Source organism: Gillisia limnaea DSM 15749 (genome assembly GCF_000243235.1).
In the GTDB taxonomy this organism is placed as follows: Bacteria; Bacteroidota; Bacteroidia; order Flavobacteriales; family Flavobacteriaceae; genus Gillisia; species Gillisia limnaea.
Genome location: NZ_JH594606.1, coordinates 3,348,698 through 3,374,453, shown reverse-complemented (window position 1 = coordinate 3,374,453; position 25,756 = coordinate 3,348,698). Strand labels below are relative to the sequence as shown.

Annotated in this window: 17 protein-coding genes; 5 read left to right on the top strand and 12 right to left on the bottom strand. The window is 39.1% G+C overall.

The window, feature by feature from the left end; genetic code table 11:
• Positions 1-41: 41 nt before the first annotated feature.
• The 6 genes from GILLI_RS16785 to GILLI_RS16765 form a co-directional block, all read right to left on the bottom strand.
• Positions 42-1,289 (bottom strand): FAD-binding oxidoreductase, encoded by a 1,248-nt coding sequence (locus tag GILLI_RS16785; RefSeq protein ID WP_342633071.1) that lies wholly within the window; start codon positions 1,287-1,289, stop codon positions 42-44.
• Positions 1,270-1,446 carry a hypothetical protein gene (locus GILLI_RS19150; RefSeq protein WP_342633070.1) on the bottom strand — a complete coding sequence of 59 codons (177 nt, stop codon included), beginning with the start codon at positions 1,444-1,446 and terminating at the stop codon, positions 1,270-1,272. The genes GILLI_RS16785 and GILLI_RS19150 overlap by 20 nt, the downstream gene beginning before the upstream one ends.
• Positions 1,447-1,543: 97 nt before the next feature.
• Positions 1,544-1,930 carry a cupin domain-containing protein gene (locus GILLI_RS16780; protein ID WP_006990316.1) on the bottom strand — a complete coding sequence of 129 codons (387 nt, stop codon included), beginning with the start codon at positions 1,928-1,930 and terminating at the stop codon, positions 1,544-1,546.
• Between the two features lie 199 nt (positions 1,931-2,129).
• Positions 2,130-3,227, bottom strand: a complete 1,098-nt coding sequence (locus GILLI_RS16775; RefSeq protein ID WP_006990315.1) for a nickel-binding protein — start codon at positions 3,225-3,227, stop codon at positions 2,130-2,132.
• 772 nt (positions 3,228-3,999) lie between these two features.
• Positions 4,000-4,497 (bottom strand): DUF4494 domain-containing protein, encoded by a 498-nt coding sequence (locus GILLI_RS16770; RefSeq protein ID WP_006990314.1) that lies wholly within the window; start codon positions 4,495-4,497, stop codon positions 4,000-4,002.
• A 264-nt stretch (positions 4,498-4,761) separates the two neighbouring features.
• On the bottom strand, positions 4,762-6,957 hold the full coding sequence (locus GILLI_RS16765; RefSeq protein WP_006990313.1) for an amino acid permease: 2,196 nt from the start codon (positions 6,955-6,957) through the stop codon (positions 4,762-4,764).
• A 510-nt stretch (positions 6,958-7,467) separates the two neighbouring features.
• Between GILLI_RS16765 and GILLI_RS16760 the strand changes: the two genes are divergently transcribed.
• The 5 genes from GILLI_RS16760 (at position 7,468) to GILLI_RS16740 (ending at position 16,323) form a co-directional block, all read left to right on the top strand.
• On the top strand, positions 7,468-9,051 hold the full coding sequence (locus GILLI_RS16760; protein WP_006990312.1) for an amidohydrolase family protein: 1,584 nt from the start codon (positions 7,468-7,470) through the stop codon (positions 9,049-9,051).
• A 228-nt stretch (positions 9,052-9,279) separates the two neighbouring features.
• Positions 9,280-10,497 carry a DNA polymerase IV gene (gene dinB / locus GILLI_RS16755; protein WP_006990311.1) on the top strand — a complete coding sequence of 406 codons (1,218 nt, stop codon included), beginning with the start codon at positions 9,280-9,282 and terminating at the stop codon, positions 10,495-10,497.
• A complete protein-coding gene (locus GILLI_RS16750) occupies positions 10,497-13,466 on the top strand; it encodes a DNA polymerase III subunit alpha (RefSeq protein ID WP_006990310.1) in 2,970 nt (989 codons plus the stop codon). The genes dinB and GILLI_RS16750 overlap by 1 nt, the downstream gene beginning before the upstream one ends.
• 347 nt (positions 13,467-13,813) lie before the next feature.
• On the top strand, positions 13,814-14,635 hold the full coding sequence (locus GILLI_RS16745) for a universal stress protein (protein WP_006990309.1): 822 nt from the start codon (positions 13,814-13,816) through the stop codon (positions 14,633-14,635).
• Entirely contained in the window at positions 14,635-16,323 is a 1,689-nt protein-coding gene (locus GILLI_RS16740; protein WP_006990308.1) for a cation:proton antiporter, read from the top strand. The genes GILLI_RS16745 and GILLI_RS16740 overlap by 1 nt, the downstream gene beginning before the upstream one ends.
• A 309-nt stretch (positions 16,324-16,632) precedes the next feature.
• On the opposite strand, the gene GILLI_RS16735 is transcribed toward GILLI_RS16740, so the two are convergent.
• The 6 genes from GILLI_RS16735 to GILLI_RS16710 form a co-directional block, all read right to left on the bottom strand.
• Positions 16,633-18,771: a catalase gene (locus GILLI_RS16735; protein ID WP_006990307.1), complete on the bottom strand. Its 2,139-nt coding sequence runs from the start codon at positions 18,769-18,771 to the stop codon at positions 16,633-16,635.
• Between the two features lie 359 nt (positions 18,772-19,130).
• The gene (locus GILLI_RS16730) at positions 19,131-20,201 is read right to left on the bottom strand and encodes an AI-2E family transporter (RefSeq protein WP_006990306.1); all 1,071 of its coding nucleotides are present in this window, start codon (positions 20,199-20,201) and stop codon (positions 19,131-19,133) included.
• Positions 20,202-20,946: 745 nt separating this feature from the next.
• Complete coding sequence (locus tag GILLI_RS16725; RefSeq protein ID WP_006990305.1) at positions 20,947-21,354, bottom strand: BLUF domain-containing protein; 408 nt, start codon at positions 21,352-21,354, stop codon at positions 20,947-20,949.
• 224 nt (positions 21,355-21,578) lie between these two features.
• A complete protein-coding gene (locus tag GILLI_RS16720) occupies positions 21,579-23,780 on the bottom strand; it encodes a B12-binding domain-containing radical SAM protein (protein WP_006990304.1) in 2,202 nt (733 codons plus the stop codon).
• 184 nt (positions 23,781-23,964) lie between these two features.
• Positions 23,965-24,912, bottom strand: a complete 948-nt coding sequence (locus GILLI_RS16715) for a tRNA dihydrouridine synthase (protein ID WP_006990303.1) — start codon at positions 24,910-24,912, stop codon at positions 23,965-23,967.
• 121 nt (positions 24,913-25,033) lie between these two features.
• Positions 25,034-25,405, bottom strand: coding sequence for a hypothetical protein (locus GILLI_RS16710; protein ID WP_006990302.1), 372 nt, complete (start codon positions 25,403-25,405; stop codon positions 25,034-25,036).
• Positions 25,406-25,756: the final 351 nt, after the last annotated feature.

Here is a 25,756-nt window from a genome sequence, read left to right as displayed (position 1 = left end):
TACCTGAAGTTTGACTTCGTCAAAAATACCCTCAATTAAAATTAATCCCCGGGTTTTATGTTTTGATTTACTCTGAAGAAATTTTCGGGATCGTATCGTTTTTTTATCTGTGCCAAACGCTTGTAGTTATGCTTATAACTTGCTTTTACACGTTCCTGCCCCTCATCCATTAAAAAATTTGAATAGGCCCCTCCTGCGGAATAAGGATGTAGTCCTTCCCAATACTCCTTGCACCATTGAGTTATTCTTTCGTTATTTGCAGGGTCCTTATCTACACCCACAATTACCCCTGCATATTTAGCATCCCGGTATGCCCAGGGAGTTTCTTCTTTTCCCACTCTGCCAGCTGCCCCACTTATAGGATAAAGATGCATTTGCGAAAGGGGAGTTGGAATTTTTGAGCCAAATTTTAAATGTTGTTCTCTTATTTCAGGCCCCAACTCATTAAAGAAATCGGCACGCCAGTACCATTGTAATCCCGGTGGAAATAGGCCATCAAATAATGTCTGGATGGCGGGATAGGGCATTTCCCCAACATGCTCGAACACCGGGTTTTTATCTAAAATAGGTTTAAAAATTTCCTTTGCCTTTTCACTATCCCCTGTGTAACACCAAACAATTCCGCAGAATTGTTTATTATGAAGTTCTTCAGGAAAAGGTGGGCCGGGAATAACAAGAGTGGCAATAAAACCATTAAGATCATCGGGAGCGGTATGAATAAATCCATCGAACCACTCCATGATTTCCTCCGTTTTCTCTATTGGCCATAAGGTAGGACCTCCAAAAACTGTTTTTAACGAATGTGCCTGAAATTTAAAAGAAGTAATAATTCCAAAATTTCCGCCACCACCGCGTATGGCCCAAAAGAGATCTTGATGTTGATCTTTACTTACAGTTACACAAGTACCATCTGCCAGAACCATGTCTGCTTCAAGCAGGTTATCAATGGTTAGTCCATATTTCCTTGAGAGGTACCCCACACCTCCCCCCAGGGTTAAGCCTCCAACTCCGGTTGTGGAAATTATCCCTGCAGGAATGGCGAGCCCGAAGGCATGAGTAGCATGATCCACTTCACCCCAAAGATTTCCGCCCCCCACTCTAACAGTATTATTTGAGGTGTCTACCCGAACAAATTTTATTCCCGACAAATCAACTACGAGGCCACCATCGCATAAGCCCAATCCTCCCCCATTATGCCCGCCGCCCCGAATTGCAATTGCGAGATCATTTTCCCTTGCAAAATTAACAGAGGCAATAACGTCGGCTACATCAGTACAAATAGCAAACATTCCCAGGACTCTTGTCTATCATACCGTTAAAGACTTTTCTTGTCTCGTTATAGTTATCATCAGAGGCCATTACGATTTTTCCTCTTAGTTGCGCCGCGAATCCTTCAATTTTGGAAGAATCCAGATCCTTTACCGGTAAAGTTGCTATTTGAGCCATAATGCTATTTTTTAAATTTTTGCGGAAATGTGTATTTAGATATTGCCAGCAATTTTAAATGGCTAAAATCTAATAAGAGCCTGTTAATATGTGAATCTTAGTTCTTTGTTTTCTCAATCATATGATTGATCACCAGACTATGTTCATGTTGCGGACTGAACATAATAATTTCAGCATCCTTATTGACCTTTACATTATGCCCGGCCGGCCAGAAAAACAGATCGCTTTCATTAACGGTTTCCTGAGTCCCATGGGAATCAGTGGTGGTAATTTGGCCACTCAAAACGTATCCCCAGTGGGGGCACTGGCATAGATTTCCTTCAAGACCAATGAAAAGTGGTGTAGTATCTACTCCTGCTGCCAGGCTAAAAAACTCACCGCTAATTTTCCCTAGCCCTGATGCATCCCCAAAGTCTGTTCTTTGACGAATAACTGCACCAGGTATTTCCATTTTTACTTCGATGTTTTCTTTTGCTACTCTCATTTTTTCCTATTTTAATTATTAGTGATAATTGAATTGCTTTCTTTTACTTCCCAAAGTTATGCAGCGAAAACATTTTTCAGGGCTACTTTTAGTTCAATAAATGCGACGTTTAGTTCAGGGGTATCAATTATCCTCATTCAACCGCAGAATGTTATTGATTGTAAAAAATAAACTGAAACGTCTTAAAGTCAGAAAAAAACTATTTTATGTATTGCGAAGGAAGAATTCCGAAGGTTTGGTGAAAACATTTTGAAAAATAGGCAGGACTGTTAAATCCGGTTTCAAAGGCAATTTCAGAGATATTCATATCTTTTTTATTCAGAAGGTTCAATGACCTGTTGAGCCTGTAAACTTTTAAGAAAGAGTTGGCAGATTTGCCTGTCACGGTTACTATTTTTCTATACAGTCTGGATTTGCTATACCCGAGATATCTGCAAAAATCATCGATACTCAAAGAAGTGTTGCTCCATTCACTCTCTGTAAAATCTAAAAGTTCTTTTAAAAAATGCTCTTCAGCTGGATTGAGTGCGACAACAGAATCCTGGGCTAAAGGAGTATTTAAATTTTCACTTTCATACAGGTCTTTCACTTCAGAAGAAATAACTACAATACCTTTTACAAGGTCAAAATAAGAATGAGCTGCTTTTATGGTATTTTCAAAAATGCCTTCCTTTTCTTCCACAGGTACACCGGCATTTAAACCAATATTTAGTTCTATGTGAGAACTGTATTTTCTACCGAAGTTTTCTTCAAATTCAGTCCGAATTTTCAGGGCGCATACTACTGCATTGGTGACCGAGTCAAATGAAATTAAAAAGTGATCGGGGTTTTGCTTAACAAGCCGTCCTTTATATAATTCTATGGTACTCACAATGGCTCTGTTCACACCATCAACAATTGTATTTAAGCTTTTGTCCAGGTTTTCCTTTAAAGAAAAAGGTTTGACTCCCACTACCATTATAGTACGAAAGGCCGGGTCATTTATAATATTTAATTTCGTTTTTTGAGATTTTTCAGGGTCTTCAATTCGCCCTAAAAATGACTCTACCACAGCGTGATCTACTTCTATTATCCTATTAGGAACCTCTCCATGAGCATAATCATGCATTTCCTTAATCGCCGCCTTATTGGGAGCCTCTACCAAACAAAAAGCAGTTTTTCTTTTTTCATCAAACCAATAGGTCAAACCTTTACAGTTAAACTTATGCTGTATTTTCAAATCCTTTTGATGCAGGTCTGCAACAATTTCTGCAGTTACTTCTTTTGAAACATCGTGACGGTCCATGTAAATTGGCATGATATAACTATTTAGTATTACTGTTTTACTTTTAAAATAACTGCGGGTTTGAATCGCCGACTTATAAACAGGAGTATAAAAGAAATTCCAACATCAAAATTTACTTTTTTATAATTAGTTTCCTGGCTTTATAACACTTCCATTTAATTAATTATTTCAAGGTATAAAGGATGCTACTACATTTTACTAAATTTACTTATTCTTTTTCAAACAAAATGATTTTCAGTGTTTTAACATCATTCTCTATGTAAGAAGATTCATATTTTTTGTTTGTTTTGTCAACTTTTATAGCAATAAGTGCGTCACAGGCCCTTGTTTGTTCGAGCCGCCCTTACCGGGAAAAGTAGGAATTACATTTACCTACTCCTGGTCCACTTCGTTTATTTTTCAGGTTTAGAACTTCTATTTATTTATGCAACTACATTTATCCCAGATTGAGGCCTTTACCGATGAGATTTTCGCCTCATTCAAATCTCAAAAGGACCAGGAAACGGATTGAAGTCCCCCGCTGCGCAAAGTCTTCTATCGCTGCGTGACTGGATATTACGGTTCGAATGGTGCCATTTTGAAAGATCAGGTAAAAACTACCTTGTCGCTATAAACACAGGGATATGGCCAATCACTACTTCATCTTTATATATCAATTAGACCTGCTGCTTAAAGTTCTCCTTAAAATAAAAAACACCTCCCTTTCAGGAGATGTTTGAAAACCGGTTAACAGTTAAAAAATAGAAATAACTGAAATGATTAAATCACAACAGCCTGGTTTATCCTAATTTTCCTGTTCCGTTGTTACTGCGCTCTCTATAGCCTCAAATTTTTCTAACTCATCTTCTTCACCTGAAAAATATGGGAATACATCTAAAATAGGCGATTCTGTGATAGAAGGAATCGTGTAATCGCCCATGGTATTTTGCATAGCTTCAGTAGTATTCTCAAAAGCCTCTTTTACATCATTGGCTTGCACCAGCATATATATATTGGTTTTTCTTTCCTTCCCGCTCTCCTCATCAAGCGCTACCAGGGAAACCTTTGACTTAAACCACCTGTCTGAATTTTCAAATGGATGAACTTCTGAGAAGTTAGCGACTTTGATGTTCATGATCTTAAAATCCTCGCTTGTATAAGCAGTCATCTCTTCGGTAATTCTGGCTTCTGCTTCTGTGAAAGATACCGCATCTAACAAGTAGGTATCTGTGGACACTTTTTGTTCTCCAGTCTCGTGTGTTTTTCTGTATTTCACCTTACATTCATACCAAGTTGCACTCATCTTATTTTTTTTAGAGTGCCAAAAATATAATTTAAAACAGGCCTGGGGAAAAATCCGGCAAAAGGTTATTCACAATTTCACTTTTTCAATTTTAATGTTAGGCTAACACGCATTTCTAGCACTGAGTTGGCGCGGATTTCTAATCCGTGACAACACTACGGCCATTTCTAATCCGTGACCACGCCTGCTCCAATCACGAACGAACAGGCAACTGGAACTTTCTCCTTTTTTAATACGATTATGAGAATATCAGAAAGAAAGATTTTAGAAAAGCACTTCATCAAAGGAAACATTTTCGCCTGATAATATGAACACTTTATTTTTGAGGCTGGAAGTATTTGCCTGAAGGTTGCGATAGTAATCTACATATTCATCATCTGGCTCTTTCAAACCAAGAAAAACCAGATCGGCTTCACGGCTGGATTCAGCAAGAATTTCTGGAAATTTTCTATTGCCTGCTATAATCAATTCATACCTGGCAGTAGATCGCATTTTATCGACCATATCGGCCAGATTACGTTCAGCGTCTATGGCGGCAGATTCATTTGGTACTACCATTTTAATCGTAAGATTTGCATCTCTCCATTCGAGGCTTCGTTTCAGCAAATGCGCCATCACGATCATAAGGGCTCCGTTTAATTTTAACCCTCCCCACCACAGGTCAATGTTTTCTTTGGGATTAGCGTTGTAATTCTCTTCCATATCCAGGATCATCACGTTTCGCTGAGACCTGAAAAAATAGGAAATCATATCACAATAATCGGGTAAATGACTTTCCTCCCGGGTATCTCCCAGGATGATGGTATTAGGCTTGAGGCTTCCCAGGCCGTAATGATCTATCAATGTTTTAGCCCCTATAAAGGGATTGGCTGCCGGTACTATATGGACCAGGCTGTAAATAGACTTTTTCCCCAGAAATTCTTTGGTATGCCGCTCAAGGTCTTTTAACCTTTTCTTGTTTATGTTCTGCTTTGTAAGCACTGTGGCTACTGTCATTAAAGCTTTACCCTGTCCAAAACTGTTGGCCATTGCGATAAGATGCCAACGGCTTAAAGGAGCACCCGATAAAACCAGGAAATGTGGTCGCCAGTTCTTTGGGTCGGCCACTTCCCCTAGGCGCATAAGACTTGATCTTATAAGGCTTAGCAGAATGCCGCGTTCTACCCCACCCCAGGTTTTCTGAAGGTTGCGATGTTTAAGCCAGAAGAAAATAGCCGATACAAAAATAGCAGCAATTAAAGTGGCCCACGGATTTATGAGTATCATAGCCCCTATACAACCGGCTGCACCTAATAAGGAAAAGAACCAATGGACCTTGAACCGTGGACGAAAGGACGGTGATTTTAATATATTTTCAACTCCTGCAGAGATATTAAGCACTCCGTAAGCAGTTAGAAAGAACATAGTGAGCACCGGAGCAATCATATTAAGATCTCCTAACAATACTGCAGTAACTGTAAAAATAAGTGTAAAAAGAGTCCCCATTCGGGGAAGATTTTCTTTCCCGCTGCCCTTGCCAAGCCGTGCCATGGACCTGGGTAACACCCCATCACGGGCCAGAGCCTGCAAAACCCGCGGGGCAGCCATGGTACTGCCAAGGGCGCTGGATAAAGTAGCACCCCAAACCCCTATTAAAATGGCATCACCCCAAAAAGCGATCCTTCGCATGATCATTGGATCTTCAATTAGGCTAAGCGAGTCGGCACGTGTGGCCAGGATAACCGGCAGCACCATATAAATAATATATCCTGCACCCACCGCCATAAAAGTTCCTCTAGGTATTGATTTACTTGCATCTTTTAAATCTCCGGACATGTTAACCCCTACATCTATACCTGTTACTGCGGGGAAAAAAACTGCAAAAACTACCCAAAAAGGAACAGAATTTTCTGAAGACGCACCCCACAATTCTATTTCCGTAGATTCTATAGGGCTACCAAAAATTAATGAAATAAGAGAAATCACAATAGCGGCAAGAATGAAATATTGCACCCTGCTCGCTGCTTTGGCCGAAATAAGAGCTACGCCGGCAACAAATAGAATTGCAGCCACTGCTATTAATTTTTCATTTAATTGCGGAAATACCTGTACAATACTTTCAGCAAAACCAACTGTGTACATGGAAACAGACAAGGCCTGGGCCAGGTAAAGTGAAATACCAACAGCACCCCCGCTTTCTATTCCCAGGGAGCGGCTTATCATATAATAAGCTCCTCCTATCTTTACCTGTTGATCTGTAGCAATGGCTGCCAGGGAAAGAGAGGTGAGGAAAGTGATGGAGGTAGCCAGGGTGACAATAATAAGACTTCCCAATAATCCAACATTTCCCACAACCCAGCCGAACCGGAGGTACATAATTACCCCTAGTATGGTGAGAATGGAGGGAGTAAAAACACCGCCGAAGGTGCTTAGCCCAGTTGACTTTACGGGACTTACCTTATTCTTAATTTGATTTTCCAAGCTAAAGTGAAATAGGTAGCTTCAAGATATAAAAGGAATTGTAAAGGCAGATGCAAAAATCGAAATAAATTTATTTTATTTAGAAAGGCTTTCAGATGTCTCAACTTAGAAGAGGAAAATTAGGCTCCGGATAATTATTTCCCAACTACATCAAATAAAATACCATTGAAATATAAACCTATATGAAGGGGGACTGAGTTGACGCAGATTTCTAATTATTTTGGCGCCGATTTCTAACTGAGTTGGCGCGGATTTCTAATCCGTGACAACGCCACGCGGATTTCTCATCAGTAACAACCTCCCTCCTATCACATCCACTAACAGATATACCTATAAAGTTCTTTAAGTCTCCTGATTTCAGGTTACAACTGAGTTGACGCAGATTTCTAACCTTTACAAAAATACCGAAACAGCAAATATTCTTAATAATACTTTATATTTGAAATTATTCAATTGCCTGGCGCGAATTTCTAATCCTTGCCGGGCTGGCTACTTAATAATCCATACGCTATGAAATCCACCATGCAATACCTACTTTTCTTTTTAATGTTCCAGCTAAGTACAGCACAGGTAGAAAAAGCTCCACCCCGAGCTGAGGGGGAAGGCCCGTGGTCACAGCTTATTATAAGGGGCGTGACGCTTATCAACGGGAATGGTGCGCCACCCACGGGACCCGTAGATGTGGTGGTTTCCGGGAACCGGATCACCGGGGTGCATGTGGTGGGATATCCCGGGGTAGCGATCGATGCCGCTAAAAGACCAATACTGAAAGCAGGTGGAAAAGAACTAGATGCCACTGGAATGTTCCTCCTTCCGGGGTTTATAGATGTACACGGGCACATTGGCGGCACAGCACAGGGAGCAGATGCTGAATATGTTTTTAAGCTTTGGATGGCCCACGGAGTAACCACAGTAAGGGATCCTTCTGCCGGGAACGGACTCGATTGGGTGCTGGACCAGAAGAAAAAAAGCGCGGCCAATGAGATCACTGCGCCACGCCTTTATGCCTACACCGTTTTTGGACAGGGAAGTAAGGAAGGGATTTCCACCACCGAACAAGCCCGGGAATGGGTGAGGGAAAACAAAAGGCGGGGAGCAGATGGAATAAAATTCTTCGGCGCGCCACCAAAGATCATGGAAGCGGCCCTTGATGAAAATAAAAAGGCCGGATTAAGGTCTGCAGCCCACCATGCACAAATGGCAGTGGCCAAATGGAACGTGCTTCATTCGGCACGGGCTGGACTTAATAGTATGGAACACTGGTACGGCCTTCCGGAAGCTATGTTCACAGACCGTATCGTGCAGGATTATCCTGCCAGCTATAACTACAACAATGAACAGGACAGATTTAGCCAGGCAGGAAAACTTTGGGAACAGGCTGCAGATCCGGGTAGTGAAAAATGGAACACTGTGATGACAGAACTCCTGGAACTGGATTTCACTCTTTCTCCTACCTTCAATATCTATGAGGCCAGCCGCGACCTTATGCGGGCGCGCACTGCAGAGTGGCACGAGGATTATACCATGCCTTCCCTCTGGGAGTTTTATCAACCCAGCAAGATTTCCCACGGCTCCTACTGGCACTTTTGGGGTACAGAGGAAGAAGTGGTCTGGAAAAGGAATTACCGCAAGTGGATGGATTTTGTCAATGAATACAAGAACCGTGGCGGACGGGTAACAGCAGGATCAGATTCCGGATTTATTTTTCAGCTGTATGGATTTGCGTATATCCGGGAGCTTGAATTGCTACGGGAGGCGGGGCTGCACCCCATTGAAGTTATTATGGCGGCAACCCTTAACGGCGCAGAGTTGCTGGGTGTGGAAGATGACCTGGGATCTGTAGAAGTGGGTAAGCTGGCAGATTTTGTAGTCGTGGAAGAGAATCCCCTTGCTAACTTTAAAGTACTCTATGGCACCGGCGCTATCAAGCTTACAGAAGAAAATGAGGTGGTACGTGTTGGCGGTGTAAAATATACAATCAAAGACGGGATCATCTATGATGCAAAAAAATTGCTTCAAGACGTAAAGGAAATGGTAGACAGGAAAAAAGAGGAAACCGGGTTTAAATTTAACCAACCGGGAGTTAAGAAGTGATCGCTAAGTGGGCGCAAATTTCTAATCCGTGACGACGCCTCCTCCAATACTAAGTGGGCGCGGATTTCTAATCCGTGACGACACCTCCTCCAACTAAGTTGGCGCGGATTTCTAACCTAATAAAATTCTTTAGACCCATCGGTTTAAAATTAACGTATTCATATTAATAATCTCATCCCGATTTTATAAATTTGGAAAAATTCCAATTAATAGGAAATAATCCAAATTATGAAAAGCAAATCTATCCTTCACCTGGATCTTGATACATTTTTTGTTTCGGTAGAGCGTCTGCTTAATTCTGAATTACAAAACAAACCGCTTTTGGTAGGAGGTACTGGAGATAGAGGTGTTGTAGCAGCCTGTAGTTATGAGACCCGCAAGTTTGGAGTACATTCGGGAATGGCGATGAAGGTGGCCAGGCAACTATGCCCGGAAGCTACTGTTATTAAAGGAAATGCGGGCACTTATACCAAACACTCCCATACGGTTACCGAAATTATAAAAAGTAAGGTGCCAAGTTTCGAAAAGGCCAGCGTAGACGAGTTTTATGCCGATCTAAGTGGGATGGATAAATTTTTCGGGATCAATAAGTTTGCCCACGAACTCAGGCAATGTATTATTAAAGAAAGCGGTTTGCCAATTTCTTTTGGTTTGTCTCAAAATAAAGTGGTTTCTAAGATCGCCACCGGGGAAGCGAAACCCAATGCCGAAATTATTATTCCGTTAGGAACTGAAAAGCATTTTTTAGCCCCTTTAAATGTCAATAAAATTCCGATGGTAGGAAATAAGACCTATCAAAAGTTGTTAAGCCTTGGGGTTCGCGAGATCAAAACCATCCAGGAAATGCCGGTAGAAATGCTGGAAAGCGTGTTGGGAAAAGCCGGTAGGACGATTTGGAAACGCGCCAATGGTTTGGATAATACGCCCATTATTCCGTATCACGAAAGAAAATCGATCTCTACCGAGCGTACCTTTGGCCGGGATACCATAGATATGGTAAGGCTTCACGCTACGCTGGCAGCCATGGCAGAGAGCCTGGCTTACCAGTTACGTCGCGGTAATAAGCTCACCAGTGTGGTAAGTGTGAAGATCCGGTATTCCGATTATCAAACCTACTCAAAACAAGCCCGAATTTCTTATACCAGCGCCGATCATATCCTTATCCCAAAGGTGCATGCGCTTTTTAAACAACTCTACAGCCGGCGGTTATTGATTCGCTTAATCGGAGTAAAATTTAGCGGACTTGTGGGCGGGAATTACCAGATCAACCTTTTTGATGATTCCCAGGAAATGCTCGATTTATATAACTCTATTGATAAAATAAGGGAACGCTTTGGGGAGCACAGCGTGATGCGCGCCGTTACCCTGGGCACCAAAACCATTGGCCGCATGGGCAATCCATTTAATGGGGAACCACCGGTAGTGCTGGCCCATAGAAAACAATAATGTATTATTTAAACGCTCATACCTGGTATTCTTTACGCTACGGAACATTTTCCGTAGAAAAGCTTTGCGCACTTGCACAATCCCATAAAGTGGAACACCTGGCAGTTACCGATATCAATAATACTTCGGCCTGTTTAAATTTTATAAAGATCGCTTCGCAATACGGCATTAAACCGCTGGTAGGCATCGACTTTAGAAATGGGGCCAGGCAACAATATGTAGGAATTGCCAAAAACAATGAAGGTTTCCGGCAGTTGAATGAACACCTTTCCCATCATCTTCATCTAAAAAAAATATTTAAACCCGAAGCTCCAGCTTTACCGGATTGTTTTATTATTTATCCTTTTGATAAGGTAGTCTCCAATAAAAAAACTGTTTTTTCAGAAAATGAATTTATAGGGATTTCAGAGGAAAGTCTTCGGAAGCTTAAATTCTCCAGCTACCTAAACTACAAGGATAAACTGGTTTTACTACAAACAGTTACTTTTAGGAATAAACGCGATTATAATGCCCACCGGCTATTACGGGCAATAGATAACAATACCCTGCTAAGTAAACTGCCGGTAAGTGAACAAGGAAGTTTTTCTGATCAAATGATGCTCCCGGAAGTTATTGCTGAAGCGTTTGAAGAGTATCCGTATATCCTGGAAAACACACAAAAATTGATACGTAACTGCGAGGTGAGTTTCCGCTTCGGAAAAACCCAAAACCGAAATTTACTGGTAGCAGGAGAGAACGCTGCAGCTGATGTCGTCCGATTAAAAAAATTATGTGATGAAAAGCTTGAAAAACGATACCCCAGTGCCAATAAAAAAGTTTTTGAGCGAATACATAAGGAGCTTAATGCCATTATAAAACTTGGGTTTGTCTCTTACTTTTTAATCAATTACGATATTATAACCTATGCAAGATTTCGAAAATTCCCCTTTATTGGACGAGGGAGTGGAGCCAATTCTATTGTTGCGTACATTCTGGGCATTACCAATGTAGACCCCATTGAACTGGATTTATATTTTGAACGTTTTATCAACGAAAGCCGAAGCTCACCTCCCGATTTTGATATCGATTTTTCCTGGAAGGACCGCAATGAGGTGACTGCCCATATTTTTAGCACCTATAAAAATACAGCGCTTATGGGAACCTATGTAACCTTTAAGCGTCGCGCAGTAGCACGGGAACTGGGGAAGGTTTTTGGTTTGCCAAAAGAGAATATTGATAAATTGTCGGCAGGGTTCTTCCATCTTGATCTGTTGGATAAAATGGAGAAGCTTGTTTTGAGGTATAGCGCCCTAATTGAAGGGTTTCCTAATTATTTAAGCGTGCACTCGGGCGGGATTTTGATTCTTAACGATAGTGTTTATAATTACGCTGCAACTTTTTTGCCCCCAAAAGGATTTGAAACTATCCAGATTGATATGAATATTGCGGAGGAAGTTGGTATCCATAAATTCGATATCCTTGCGCAGCGTGGTCTTTCAAAAATTACCGATGCCATAGAAATTATAAAGGAAAATCAGCCCGATGCCTATATAGAACCTATAGAAAATATCGCTGTTTTCAAAGAAGATCCTGAAATCAATAATTTATTAAAAACCGGTAATTGTATGGGGGTTTTTTATGTGGAATCCCCGGCCATGCGTGGCCTGCTTACCAAGCTACAAACCGATAATTATTTGAACCTGGTAGCGGCAAGTTCAATTATCAGGCCCGGTATTTCCAGTGGGGGAATGAAAGAAGAGTACATAAAACGCCATCGGGACCCTGAACGAAGAAAACAAGGCCATCCTGTTATGTTGGAAATTATGGACGACACCTACGGGATTATGGTTTACCAGGAAGATGTGATGAAAGTAGCACATAAATTTGCCGGACTTAGTTTTGAAGATGCCGATGTCTTGCGGCGAGGGATGAGCGGGAAGAAAACTTCAAAAGGGCAAATGGAGTTAATTCAGGCTAAATTCAGGAGTAACTGCAGGGAAAAAGGTTATTCCGAAGATATCATTAGTGAAGTTTGGGAGCAAATCTCATCTTTTGCAGGTTATGCATTTCCCAAGGGACATTCAGCGTCTTATGCCATTGAGAGTTATCAGAGCTTATATTTAAAAAAGTATTTTCCTCTTGAGTTTATGGTAGCTGCGCTTAATAATGGCGGTGGATTCTATAATGTAGAAACCTATATTCAGGAAATTAGAAAATGTGGGGGCAGTGTATATGCACCTTGTATTAATAAAAGTGATCATCCTACTTCAATTTACGGAAAAGATATTTACCTGGGTTTAGGTTATATCAAAGAACTGGAAACTCAAACGGTAAAGAAAATCCTGGAAAACCGGCAGTTTTTTGGACAATTTACCTCTCTTGATGATTTTATAGACCGGGTTAATATTTCTATTGAACAGCTAAGTATTTTACTGAAGATAAACGCCTTTAGGTTTACGGGATTGGATAAACATCATTTATTATGGAAAGCTCATTTTAAACTAAATGCCTCCAAAGCCTCCACCCAACAGGAACGCCTTTTTAATACGCCTCATAAAGATTTTGAATTACCGGAGTTTGAATATTCACATCGTATAGAAGCCTTCGATCAAATGGAGCTCCTGGGGTTTCCGCTTTATTCCCATTTCAAATTGCTTAGATATGCTATGGAAGATTCGGTAAAGGCAAAGGACTTAAGCAATTATGTAGGTAGGGAGATAATAATTTATGGTGACCTAATAACCGCTAAGAAAACCGGCACTTCCAATGGGAAGTATATGTATTTCGGAACTTTCTTTGATTCCGAAGCAACTATCTTCGATACCGTCCAATTTTCGGCTATTGCAGAGAAATATCCCCTTAGGAGCAAAGGAATTTATAAATGCTACGGAAAGGTGAACAATGAATTAGATTATATTTCTATTCGTATAAATAAACTAGTGAGGCAGGAAACTCTTGGTGACCCAAGGTTGTTGAATGGTTCGAAATAGTCTCTGAACAATTTAACGGGCAAATTTAGGGAGAACGTCATTGTCTTTAAAAACCCATTACTTTATTGATAATACAACTCTATATTTTCATTATTATTTACAATTTAATGAATAATAGAACTAAATCTAATTTTTAGCATGTTGTTTTCCTTATACAGGCAGAAAGCATAGAACTTAGCTTAGCGTGCTTTTCCAAAAAATTAATTCTTTTAAAAAATTCTACATTTTTTATTTACAGGCTACCTTTTTTTGATGTTAATTCCTTGAAAAATCGTAAATTAAAGTATAATTCAAGCCAGAAAATATTAAATAATCACTTCGTTCCTGGAGGAAAAACCTTGTATAAAATGAAAAAAAGAATAATTACGTTAATAGATTTTTCCTCATACTCTGAGAACTTACTGAACTTTACAGAAACCCTGGCCGATATTACAAAGGCCGATATTTTATTGATCCACCAGGTAGCCGGAATAGTCCCTGCTCTTTCTGATGATAACAGCCGAAAAGAGATCATTGAAATTGAATTAAGTGAAGCCCTTAAGAGATTAAAAGAGCTGGCGAGGGAAAAAATTTCAGCACAAAAAAATATAAAATACCTGGTTACTCAAAAACCACTTATTTTGCTCTTACCTGAACTTGGAAGTTATGATTCTGACGATGTAGTGCTTGCCGGCCTTAAAGGAACCGGAATCTTAAAAAAGATCTTTCTAGGCAGTACCATTTCAAAGATAATTGACGATTTAAACCTTGTTACCATTGCAGTTCCATTAAAGACAAAAGATTTAAAACCAGAAAAATTGATCGTAGGAATAAATTACAGATATCCTATAAATAGATCGGGACTGGATCACCTTTTAAGAACGCTGGAAGGAAGTGTACTGGAACTCGAATTCATCTCGGTTATAACTCCGGATGATAAGGAAAATGACACCATAAAATACATTAGGCAGCTTAGTGAAGATTATCGCGTAAAGGTGCCTAATACAAATTATAAGATCTTTTCCGGAAAAAATGCCTTTGAAGAAATAAAGAATTATATGCCAAGGGATAATAAAACTTTTCTTGTGTTACAAAAAGGGTCTCGTAGCCTCAAAGATCAGGTTTTTAGAAAATTTGTAGTAAATGATCTCATTTATCACGGTGCAGTTCCTTTAATTATACTCCCGTGATGCCCTGGTCTTCGATACTTTTAGAAAATCCATTTTTTGAGATAGCACTCATCCTTTTTTTGGCGGCTGTTTTAGGAGCCCTGGGGCAATTCCTGCGACAGCCACTTATTGTAATGTTTATTGCTCTTGGAATAATTGTGGGACCTTCTGTTCTGGATATCGTGAAATCTACAGAATATATTCACCTGCTTGCAGAGATAGGGATTGCCATTTTATTATTTATAGTAGGGTTGAACCTTGATCTACGCATCATAAAATCTGTTGGGAAGATTGCACTATTGACTGGCTTGGGCCAGGTGTTTTTCACCTCCTTAATAGGATATTTTATCGCTATTAGCCTGGGGTTTTCCAATTTACATAGCTTCTATATCGCCGTGGGACTCACATTTTCAAGTACCATTATTATTATAAAATTACTCAGTGACAAAAAAGAGATCGATTCTTTACACGGCCAAATTGCGATTGGGTTTCTTATTGTTCAGGACATTGTGGTCATCCTGGTAATGATCGTTCTCTCTGCCCTTGGCCAAAACTCCGATGCTTCTCTGGCTTATGCTATTGTTAAAACTTTGCTGGCCGGAGGAATTCTCTTTTCCATTACCCTTATCGCCATGAAATGGGTAATTCCCAGCCTGAGTTTTTTTCTTGCAAAATCCCAGGAAATGTTGATCCTGTTTGCCATTGCCTGGGCTGTTACACTTGCAGCAGCCGGTGAATTAATGGGGTTTAGCGGAGAAGTTGGAGCCTTTCTCGCCGGGGTTAGCTTGGCATCCTCACAATTCAAAGAGGCTATAAGTGGCCGGCTTATAAGTTTAAGAGATTTTATGCTCATATTCTTTTTCGTAAATCTTGGAGCAAACCTGGACCTATCTATAATCGGGAGCCAGGTTACTCCTGCCCTGCTGTTCTCAGCCTTTGTATTAATTGGGAATCCCATTATTGTTTTGATCATAATGGGCGTTATGGGGTATAGAAAGAGAACGGCATTTCTGGCAGGTTTAACCGTTGCCCAAATAAGTGAGTTCTCCCTTATTTTTGCCGGTTTAGGACTTAGCATTGGCCATATCAATGATGAAATTCTGGCCTTGATTACCCTGGTAGGCTTAATTACTATAGGACTTTCCACGTACCTTATTCTTTATTCCCACCAAATCTATAAAGTTATTGCTCCTGTCCTGGGTATTTTTGAAAAGAAGAACCCAAATAAGGAAATTGAAATGAATACTTTGAACTCAAATCGATATGAACTTATAATTTTTGGCCTGGGAAGATTTGGAGGAAAACTCGCTAAATTACTGGAGGAACACACTCAAGTAAGATTCCTGGGTGTAGATTTTGACCCAACGGTTGTCAAGAATTTTCAGAAAAAAAACTCAAGCATTGTATATGGAGACATTGAGGACCCAGAACTCCTGGAGCGTGTTCCATTTCAAAATGTCGAAAATGTGATAAGTACCGTTTCCGATATCGATCATTCTATGTACCTCATTAAAACACTTAAAGGAATGGGGTATAAAGGTAAAATATATCTTACCGCAATTCACGAAAAAGATTTTAAGGCTTTAAACGAACTGGGAGCTTATCGGGTTTTATTACCCCATCAAATGGCTGCAGAAAACTTTTATAATTCCTTTTTATCTGAAAATAGGGGAACAGGTTTGGAAGTTAAAAATATAACCAACCATTGAGATAAGCTGGTATACATAGAATACAAAACATAATTCACTAAAACTTCAGCAGTGATAGAGTTCTTATATAAAGAAATATTGAAACCCGTCTTGTTCCAATTAGATCTTCAAGGGATACCCAATCTCATTGTTTCTGGAAATCTTATCAAATTCCTAAATCCTCTGCGCCATTAAATTTTCCTCCGATTTTTTTCAGCTACATCCTCGATCGAAGTATTCAAAAATGATACACTTTTCAATTGTAAAAAACAAAAAAACCGCTACACCAAAGGTGCAACGGCATAAAAAGTAACTGCTTAAGAAAGCACCTTAAACCGGAATAGCCTTTGCCGCTTCTTCCCGCTTCCAGTTCCTGTGTTGTGCGATAGCATTAATGAATACTGAGGCATCTTTATTAATACAAATAGCTTCATCATCTTTAAAATCCAGGGCATAAGTTACATCAAGCAACTCTTCTCCTTCAGAATCGGCTGCGATTGCCTTACAGTGTTTTAGCGCCTCATTGATGAATTTCTTAGCCTTGGCTTCCTTTTTTAATGCTTCCACGCTTTGCTTACCTCCGGGAATATAAATCGCATCAAAAAGAACACTCTCGGTAGTCATCAAGGAATGCTTAACCGGGTGTTTATCTCCTTTATCGCAATTCACTTCACCTCCATGAGTAGCTATTATTTGAACCATGGCTCCCTTAGCCTCAAGCGCTTTTTTTATTTTATTGTAATCACTTTCTTTAAAACCATCGCTTACAAGTACAGCGATTTTTCTTGTGGCTATACTATCAGATTTTATATGGGTTTGGCTTAATGCAGCAGACTTGTCAAGGTAAATTTTCTTTTTACCAGGCTGATGTTTTTTGACATCCGCATCGGCACCTATTGCCTGATTAATGGGTTCATCGATCTTTTTCGGAATTTCTAATCCCAGATTTTTTGAAACCTTTTTAGCCAGACTTTCATCTATTTGATTGATCAACCAAAGCATACGCTGCTTAATATGAGCATAGGTACATTTTCCCAGCTCAAAAGAATAGGCTTCGGCAACGTGATTTTGTTCGGGCTTAGTTAAGCTGCGATAGAAAAGTGCAGGCTGAGAAAAATGATCGCTAAAGCTTTCACTTCGTTCACGAACCTTTTTGCCATCGATCCTTTCCTCGTAACTGGTAAATCCACCTTCGGCCATTTTTGCCAGGTGCGGACAACCACCTCCTATGGAATTGGGGAAATAAGCGGTTTTTCCTTTATTTACAGTCATTCTCATTTGAGCGTCCCGTTGATTGTTGTTCACCTCATTAATCGGTCGGTTTATTGGAATTTCATTAAAATTTGGACTTCCCAATCTCGAGAGTTGGGTGTCTGTATATGAAAATAACCGTCCCTGCAATAGGGGGTCGTTGGTAAAATCTATTCCAGGTACAATGTGGCCCGGGTGAAAAGCAACCTGTTCTGTTTCTGCAAAGAAATTATCGGGATTGCGGTTTAAGGTCATTTTCCCAACAATTTTTACCGGTACCATTTCTTCAGGAATCAATTTGGTGGGATCCAGAAGGTCAAAGTCAAATTTATGTTCGTCTTCTTCCGGTACTACCTGAAACCCTAATTCCCATTCCGGATAATGTCCTTCCTCAATAGCATCCCAGAGATCTCTTCTATGAAAATCGGCATCGGCTCCATGAATTTTTACAGCCTCATCCCAGGTAATAGATTTCACTCCTAATTTTGGTTTCCAGTGGAATTTTACAAAATTTGATTTGCCCTGCTGGTTGATTAACCTGAAGGTATGAATTCCAAAGCCTTCCATCATTCTAAAACTTCGTGGAATTCCCCGGTCGCTCATTACCCATATTTGGTTGTGCAAAGTCTCGGTGGCATGAGAAATAAAATCATAAAATGTATCATGTGCCGATGCAGCCTGAGGAATTTCCCTATCCGGTTCCGGTTTTACAGAATGGATAAGGTCTGGAAATTTGATAGCATCTTGTATAAAGAAAATTGGCATGTTGTTCCCTACCAGGTCAAATACTCCTTCTTCTGTATAAAATTTAGTTGAAAATCCGCGTACATCCCTTGCTAAATCTGCAGAACCTTTGGAACCGGCCACCGTAGAAAATCGAACAAACACCGGGGTTTTTCTTGAGGTATCGGTAAAAATTCCTGCTTTCGTAATGGCTTCCTGACTTTCATAAAGTTCAAAAAAACCGTGGGCTCCACTTCCGCGGGCGTGAACAATTCGCTCCGGAATTCGTTCATGATCAAAATGGAAAATTTTTTCCCTGAGGATAAAATCTTCCAATAAAGTGGCACCGCGTTCCCCTGCTTTTAATGAATTATTGGTATCATTGACCTTTAATCCCTGATTGGTAGTTAAGATTTTTCCTTCGGGATTTGAGGTATTTTTAGCCATTTCTTCTTTTTTTTTAGAGGCTGGCTGCTTCTTTCCTTTATTTTTCATAATAATTATAATTTGATAGTTAATACCCTACAAATTATAAAAACAACCTATTTTTCTGTTGAAATTAAATGTTAAACATAACTGTATTTCTTCCCAAAGTTTGATTTTTCAGCGATGAAAAACTTTTTCTTTCTTTATTAAAAAGTACCAGGATCTAAAAATAAGTAGGTATGTGTTTCTATTTACTTGTCCTATCAACCATCCTTCAAAAAAGAATTTGAGTACATAGCATCTTTATTTTATGCAAAAAAAAGGTTTGAGTAGGAATATAATCAGGCAAAAGGAATACCTGAATTATTTGAATGAAAGCATACCGAAGCGTATTCCCGGTTTTAAACTAAATGCTTTTTGTTTCGCTATCAGGATTTTTTATCGGGTGCTTTTTTACTGAATAGATACCCAAAAGGATATAAGGCAGGAACGTTCAAAGAGATTATGGTAATAATGGCCATAACCGGTATAGCCAGAATCATTCCTATAACACCCCAAGTTGCACCTCCTAATATTACCACCAAAATAACGAAAAAGGGATGCAGATCTACCTTGTCACCAATTACGAATGGCTGAAGCACATAGTTCTCAAGCATCTGTGCTACACTAAATGTGATTATGATCCCTATTAATACCGAAGTTTCCCCGGTAGTAAGATAACCTAAAACCAATGCAAGAGAGAAACCAATTATGTTTCCTACCACAGGAATTAGAGTTAGGAAGGCTGCAATCATACTTACTAGTATAAAATTATCGATACCTGTTATACCTAACCCAATGGAATAAACTATGGCAAGAAAAAGCATTAAAAGCGATGTTCCTACCAAATATTCCTGAACTACATTTCCGGATTTATTTACAACTTTTTGGATCTCCTTTTTCTTTTCATCAGCGAAAAGCAAGACTATAAATTTCTTTAATTTCGTTCTATAATTAAGCAGAAAAAAAATATATATAAACACCAGTAAATAGGTTCCAAGAAAGCCAAATGTCTGACTGAAAAACCCTAAAGCTTTTGCTTTGTTGTTGGATACTGCTCCTACAATAGCAGACTCCCCGCCCTCCTCCGAAATTTTCAGATCTTCTTTTGTTAAAGGGGTTTGTTCCATTACAAAAGATTTTAGTTGCTCCACTTTAGGCTTCATAGTTTCCTGGATTTCCGGCCAATCGTCTACAAAACTCTTTGCCTGAAATGAAATAAGCCACATAAAAGCGAGGGATAGTAAAAAGATGAAAAATGTAGACAGAAAAGAGGTAATTCCTCTTCCTATTCCAATTTTTTCCATTTTCCGGGAAATAGGAAGTACAACTAGAGAAAGTATTATTCCTGTTAATAACGGAGCCAGGAAACCCTTTGCTTCAACCAGACCTGTAAATAGAAAATATGCCCCTACAAACACCAGGGTGGAATAAAACAGAATTTTTTTACCTTGTGACATTTAAATGAATTTGAATTAAGCAAATTATCAATTTAACCGGGATGCTTTATTTTGGTTCGTATCTCTATTATCTTCAAACGATTTGTAAATGTAAAACTTTAAAAACTTTATAGTATCCTAAAACTCAAAATGAAGTTTTTTAAAGCGTTGGATTTCAAATGAACTTATGCCAGTGAAAGCTGCAGAGCCAGCTTCAAAATTTACCTTAAAGACCAGGTAAAACGTCACAAAATTTGAAAAATACCAGGCCTTAAAAAAGTTGCTCATCCTATTTCAGCAAAATTATTCTGCTCTTTTTTTGTTAAAATAGTACTAAAAAATTTAATCGATTTAGAGAAAAATATGCACGCTTATGTTAGGCATAAACATTTTAATATAAGGTTTTTAAAATGAAGTCTGCTTCTCCATTAATTAGATTTACGTGTTAATTTATTGGCTGTTTTAAGTCTTTTATAGCCTATTGAAATGAGTCACAGAAAATTTTGGACTTAAACTTGTATCCTTCCAGGGCAACCAATTAAAACCAAGGTATGAAAGCAGTTAAAAAATATTTGGAAACAAGGGATTTGAATCCCCCGTTTTCCAACAGCCGTGATATATTTTTTTTTAAAAGTATATTTGCTTTGTTTCACATTTTACTTTTTGGCGGATTGGCTGGTGTTCTTATCTACTTTCTTTTTTAAAATGTTAAATAGCGTATTGACCGCTCAGGACCAGTCTTCATTCCTTCGCGAATTTTAAGAAATCAACTGTTTGTCGCGATGGCCTTAAGAATATTTTTAACCGTTGTTTGGGTACCTTCGTCAAGATCTTTTATATAATACAAAAAGTTTTCCACCTCCATTTGGCGATGCAGGGTATTTTCAGATATAAAATTTGCATCCTTATCTTTAAATAATGGTTTATCTACCTCTTTTTCAAAGATCAGTATAATATTTTTATGTCTTGGATCTTCCTTGATCACTTTAAAAAGATCCGTGATCCTAATTTTCTCACCTTCTATTACTTCAAAGAAATTACCGCTGGTATAAATAAGCAAACCGTTTACCCCATGTTTATTATTTCTGATTTGAGTTTCTTCCAAAATATTCACAACTTCATCCTGATGGAGTTCTCTAATTGCAGTACTAACATAGCTTATCACAAATCGCATAACTCCTGTTTTATCTAATAATTTCCAAGATAATTTATTTAATTAGTATTCTTTGAAATATTTATAAAATCTCCAAATATTAATGAAAATATAACATTAATTTTAATCAGTTAGCATGAAGTAAGCTCACAACCCAGCACTATCCGGAATCTCATGTAAATACCGCCCGAATAGAATCAGAATTTCATTTCTTAAATTTATCTTAAAAATCTTACAGAATCCCACTACAAAACCAGCAAGCCATGTTCTTTTAAAACCTTTATAGGTTTTGAGAACCAAAACAGTTCAAAATCTTCAAACCGGGTTTCAAAATCTGTTTTGAGTTGCGAAAATGTGACTTGTTTTTCCTGATGTGGGGTTATCATTTCCAGCATATGCAACAACCAATCGCCTGTTTCCTTTTCCAGAGTGATATGAAAGCTTTGTCTCGTATCGTGAAAAGTCATGTGGAGCTGATGACGGGTAACGCCTCTTTTGGTCTTAAGCTGTTCCTCAACCAAAGGCATTCCACCCAGCCACAGGATTTTTGCAGTGGGTTGGATGTTAAAATTAGGTTCGAATTGCAAAAAGTCCTGAATGAGATCGGTTTTAATCCTTGTCTTCGGAATTTTAAAATCAAACCATTCCTGAAGTGGCCTTTCAAAACCAATCCCGTGCATGAAATTAAAAAGGGATTTCTTTAATCCGTAGCTAAACTGAGAGTGATCAATTCCCGTTTGATCTTCAAAATCCACATCGTTATTTGCAAATGTAATGTCTTTGTAATGTGGCGTGATGCCATATTCTGAAGGATTTAAACCCACAGGGCTGTGTGCGGTAAGGGCAAACTGATGCCAAAACCCGGATTGTAAAACGCCGGCTTCAAAAAGTTGGCGCACCATTTCCAGACTGTCCACAGTTTCCTGAACCGTTTGCGTTGGATACCCATACATTAAATAAGAATGCACCATAATGTTGGCTTCGGTCAAATTTCGGGTGACCTGTGCCACCTGCTCCACTGTAACGCCTTTGTCTATCAATTTCAGTAGCCGGTCTGATGCTACTTCAAGTCCGCCGGAAATAGCGATACATCCTGAAGCTTTCAGCAACATACAAAGATCGCGGGTAAAGTTCTTTTCGAATCGAATGTTGGCCCACCAGGTAACCGTAATTTTTCGCTTGATAATTTCAAGAGCTACCGCTTTCATAAGCGCGGGAGGTGCTGCTTCATCCACAAAATGAAATCCATTCTCTCCGGTTTGTGCGATCAATTGCTCCATGCGGTCCACCAGTAATTTCGCGGCTACAGGCTGGTATATTTTTATATAATCCAGGGAAATATCACAGAAGGTACATTTTCCCCAATAACAACCATGAGCCATCGTGAGTTTATTCCAACGACCATCACTCCAAAGACTGTGCATAGGGTTAGCAATTTCTATAACCGATATATATTCTTTGAGGAACAAATCAGAATAATCGGGAGTGCCCACCGCAGCCTGTTTATAGTCTGCTCTCGCTGAAGTATTGTTATAGGTAACTTCTCCGTTCTCCATCAAGAAAGTTCTTTTGAACAGCCTGTACTCCGGATTTTTCGGAGTTGGATCCAGCACATTAGACAATACTAATTCTATGGGTAACTCTCCATCATCGAGGGTGATAAAATCAAAGAATTCAAAAACCCTAATATCTGAAACCGAGCGCAGTTCGGTGTTTGGAAATCCGCCACCCATGGCGATCCTTATTCCGGGATAGTTGGCTTTTATATATTGGGCACAGCGAAAAGCGCTGTATAAGTTCCCTGGAAAAGGCACCGAAACACATACCAATTTGGGTTGTATCAACTTTAACCTGGTATCCAGTATTTTTAAAGTAATCTCATCTATAAAAGTTATAGGCAGTTGTAATTGAGTATAGATCTCGTCAAAGGAATTGGCGCTTTGCCCCAGGCGTTCTGCATAGCGGCTAAACCCAAAATTATCGTCTATACATTCAATAATAAAATCGGACAAATCTTCCAGGTATAGCGTGGCAATATGCTTCGCCTTATCCTGCATTCCCATAGAGCCAAATGCCCAGTCCATATCATCAAGTTGCTCAAACCGGGAGGCACGAGGCAAAAAATTATCGGTACAAATTTGCCTGGCAAAGGTAGGATTTTTGCCCTGTAAAAACCGGATCACTTCATCCAGAGGTTGCAGGTAGCGTTCCTTTAGCGCATAAATACGCTCACAATTCCCGGAAACAATAACATCCTTTTCAAAAGCAATATCAAACAATCTCGTGAAGTTTTTTTTAGAAAAAAGCTCCAGAATAACTTCAATACCCAAATCCATTTGAAAGGCATCAATATCCTTTGTCTTCAAAAAGCCTTTTAGATAGGCCGTTGCAGGGTACGGAGTATTTAATTGAGTAAAAGGTGGCGTAAGGAGTAATATATCTTTCAAAATTGCAGCTTAAAAATCAACTACCTTGGGGCAAGCCCGCCCGAACTGTACGGGCAGACCCACCAGGTATGGATTGGAATATTATTTTTTCATTCGAGCCATCCCGAGCTACCGGAATGGGGAACCTGCCCGACGGTCAAACGGGTTAAACCCATTTGTGGGATTAAATGCTTACAAAGGTAGTTTATTGTTCGCTGTTTAGTATTTCCCGAACGGCTTGTTTATATGCGATCGCATTATTGGCCTTTTTGATCTTCTTAAAAGTTTTTTGTGGATGGGAAAAAGAATGGGAAAAATAATCCCAAAAGCCCTGCATTTTCATTTTGATAGGTGTTGGTCCGGATAAGGCTGCATCGTACTGTTCGTATATAGTATCATGAAACTCACGGAATAATTCCCATCTGTTTTTGGGATATTCGGTGGTATTATTTTTTATCATTCCGGGTAAAAAAGGATCGGCAATAAGCCCTCTTCCAATCATCCAGTGGTCAATCCCGGTAAAACGCTCCTGCAGGCTTTTAAATGCAGCTACCGATGTGATATCACCATTGTAATACAACTTATGTTTTGTGTGCTCAATACAACGTTGAAAAGCTTCCAGATCTACTCCTCCCTTATAAAGCTGTTTTCCTATGCGGGCGTGAATGGCAATATTTTTAAGGGGATATTTGTCCAAAACCGGGAATGCATTAAGAATCTCTTCACTATTTTCATAACCCATTCTCATTTTCATAGATACCACAATGTTTGTTTCTGAATGTACCCTCTCCAGAATATGATCAATTTTTGCGGGATCACAAATAAGTCCGGAACCCATACCACGCTTTGTAACCATAGGATATGGACAACCTAAATTCCAATTAAGCTCTTTGTAACCATACTGTTGAACATACTTTGCAACAAACAAAAATTCATCTGCGTCGTTTGTAATAACCTGTGGAATTAACTCCGGGGTGGTATTATTTTCAGGCAGGATATCACGTTGGTAAGAGTTTTTAACAACAAGTTTTCCATCCAACCGGATGTAAGGCGCATAGAAAGTGTCTATACCTCCAAAGTAGTGATTAAAAGCATTCCGAAATCTAAAATCTGTAAATCCCTGTAGTGGGGAGGAGAGAAGTGTAAAACTCATAGTACCGTAATTACGACAAAGATAGTAGAAAAGCTTAATCCGTAAGGCATTGAATTTGGCCTGAATTTAATTTTATGGGCTGTTCTTATCGGTAGTTGATTTAGCTGCTATAGTGTATAAATTACTTTTTGAATTTACCTCTTATTTTTAACTGATACAGCTTATTGCCTAAAGCCAGTGCTAATAAAATCATTAGATATCCCCAATGTATAAGTTTTGGAGGGCTAATTCTTTTAAAGAATCGCTTACCTTTTTTATTAGAATTTTCTTGTTGTAGGTGTTGGTTTTGAATCCGCGCTAGTTCTTCCTTTTTAATAAATGCCTCTACCCCTTCCTTTTTCCCCTGAATTCCTTTTTCGGTTAGAAAAACCTTTTCATCCTTTAGTACCACCAAGCCATATTTCACCAATCTATTAAATTTGGGAAATAAATCCTCTTCAGAAAGTATTTTATCGGCATCCCCCTTTTCAATGAGGTCAATTAATTTATCCATTATGTTGTATTTCTGGCATTCAAATAAGCTTTCTTAGTTAATAATCCAAAACATCATCTATCCCAGGGTGGTATAAATTGAATGCCAAGAAGAAATTTAATTTTCGATGAAATCCGCCATTACAGGTCGGGTGCGCATTGAATTATTAAGTCTCATGCTGGCAATAAATTTTCTGACGATGCAAGAAAATTTAAAAGATGAAATCCGAGATTTTTAGTACATTGGTTCGTCGCAAAAGTTTAAGAAAACCAAAAGTAACATACTAATCTTTATAAATTGGCAAAAACATCAAAAGAATAACCCTCTGAAAATTATTGACTTTTCATTTACTAGTTAATAATTTTATAAAAA

What these genes read in the sequence shown, in the direction of transcription:
- GILLI_RS16740 (WP_006990308.1), top strand. Translation starts at nt 14,635, where the DNA reads ATGCCCTGGTCTTCGATACTTTTAGAAAATCCATTTTTTGAGATAGCA.
- GILLI_RS16775 (WP_006990315.1), bottom strand. Translation starts at nt 3,227, where the DNA reads ATGCCAATTTACATGGACCGTCACGATGTTTCAAAAGAAGTAACTGCA.
- GILLI_RS16730 (WP_006990306.1), bottom strand. Translation starts at nt 20,201, where the DNA reads ATGTCACAAGGTAAAAAAATTCTGTTTTATTCCACCCTGGTGTTTGTA.
- GILLI_RS16725 (WP_006990305.1), bottom strand. Translation starts at nt 21,354, where the DNA reads ATGCGATTTGTGATAAGCTATGTTAGTACTGCAATTAGAGAACTCCAT.
- GILLI_RS16735 (WP_006990307.1), bottom strand. Translation starts at nt 18,771, where the DNA reads ATGAAAAATAAAGGAAAGAAGCAGCCAGCCTCTAAAAAAAAAGAAGAA.
- GILLI_RS16710 (WP_006990302.1), bottom strand. Translation starts at nt 25,405, where the DNA reads ATGGATAAATTAATTGACCTCATTGAAAAGGGGGATGCCGATAAAATA.
- GILLI_RS19150 (WP_342633070.1), bottom strand. Translation starts at nt 1,446, where the DNA reads ATGGCTCAAATAGCAACTTTACCGGTAAAGGATCTGGATTCTTCCAAA.
- GILLI_RS16785 (WP_342633071.1), bottom strand. Translation starts at nt 1,289, where the DNA reads ATGTTTGCTATTTGTACTGATGTAGCCGACGTTATTGCCTCTGTTAAT.
- GILLI_RS16715 (WP_006990303.1), bottom strand. Translation starts at nt 24,912, where the DNA reads ATGAGTTTTACACTTCTCTCCTCCCCACTACAGGGATTTACAGATTTT.
- GILLI_RS16750 (WP_006990310.1), top strand. Translation starts at nt 10,497, where the DNA reads ATGTATTATTTAAACGCTCATACCTGGTATTCTTTACGCTACGGAACA.
- GILLI_RS16780 (WP_006990316.1), bottom strand. Translation starts at nt 1,930, where the DNA reads ATGAGAGTAGCAAAAGAAAACATCGAAGTAAAAATGGAAATACCTGGT.
- GILLI_RS16745 (WP_006990309.1), top strand. Translation starts at nt 13,814, where the DNA reads ATGAAAAAAAGAATAATTACGTTAATAGATTTTTCCTCATACTCTGAG.
- dinB (WP_006990311.1), top strand. Translation starts at nt 9,280, where the DNA reads ATGAAAAGCAAATCTATCCTTCACCTGGATCTTGATACATTTTTTGTT.
- GILLI_RS16760 (WP_006990312.1), top strand. Translation starts at nt 7,468, where the DNA reads ATGAAATCCACCATGCAATACCTACTTTTCTTTTTAATGTTCCAGCTA.
- GILLI_RS16770 (WP_006990314.1), bottom strand. Translation starts at nt 4,497, where the DNA reads ATGAGTGCAACTTGGTATGAATGTAAGGTGAAATACAGAAAAACACAC.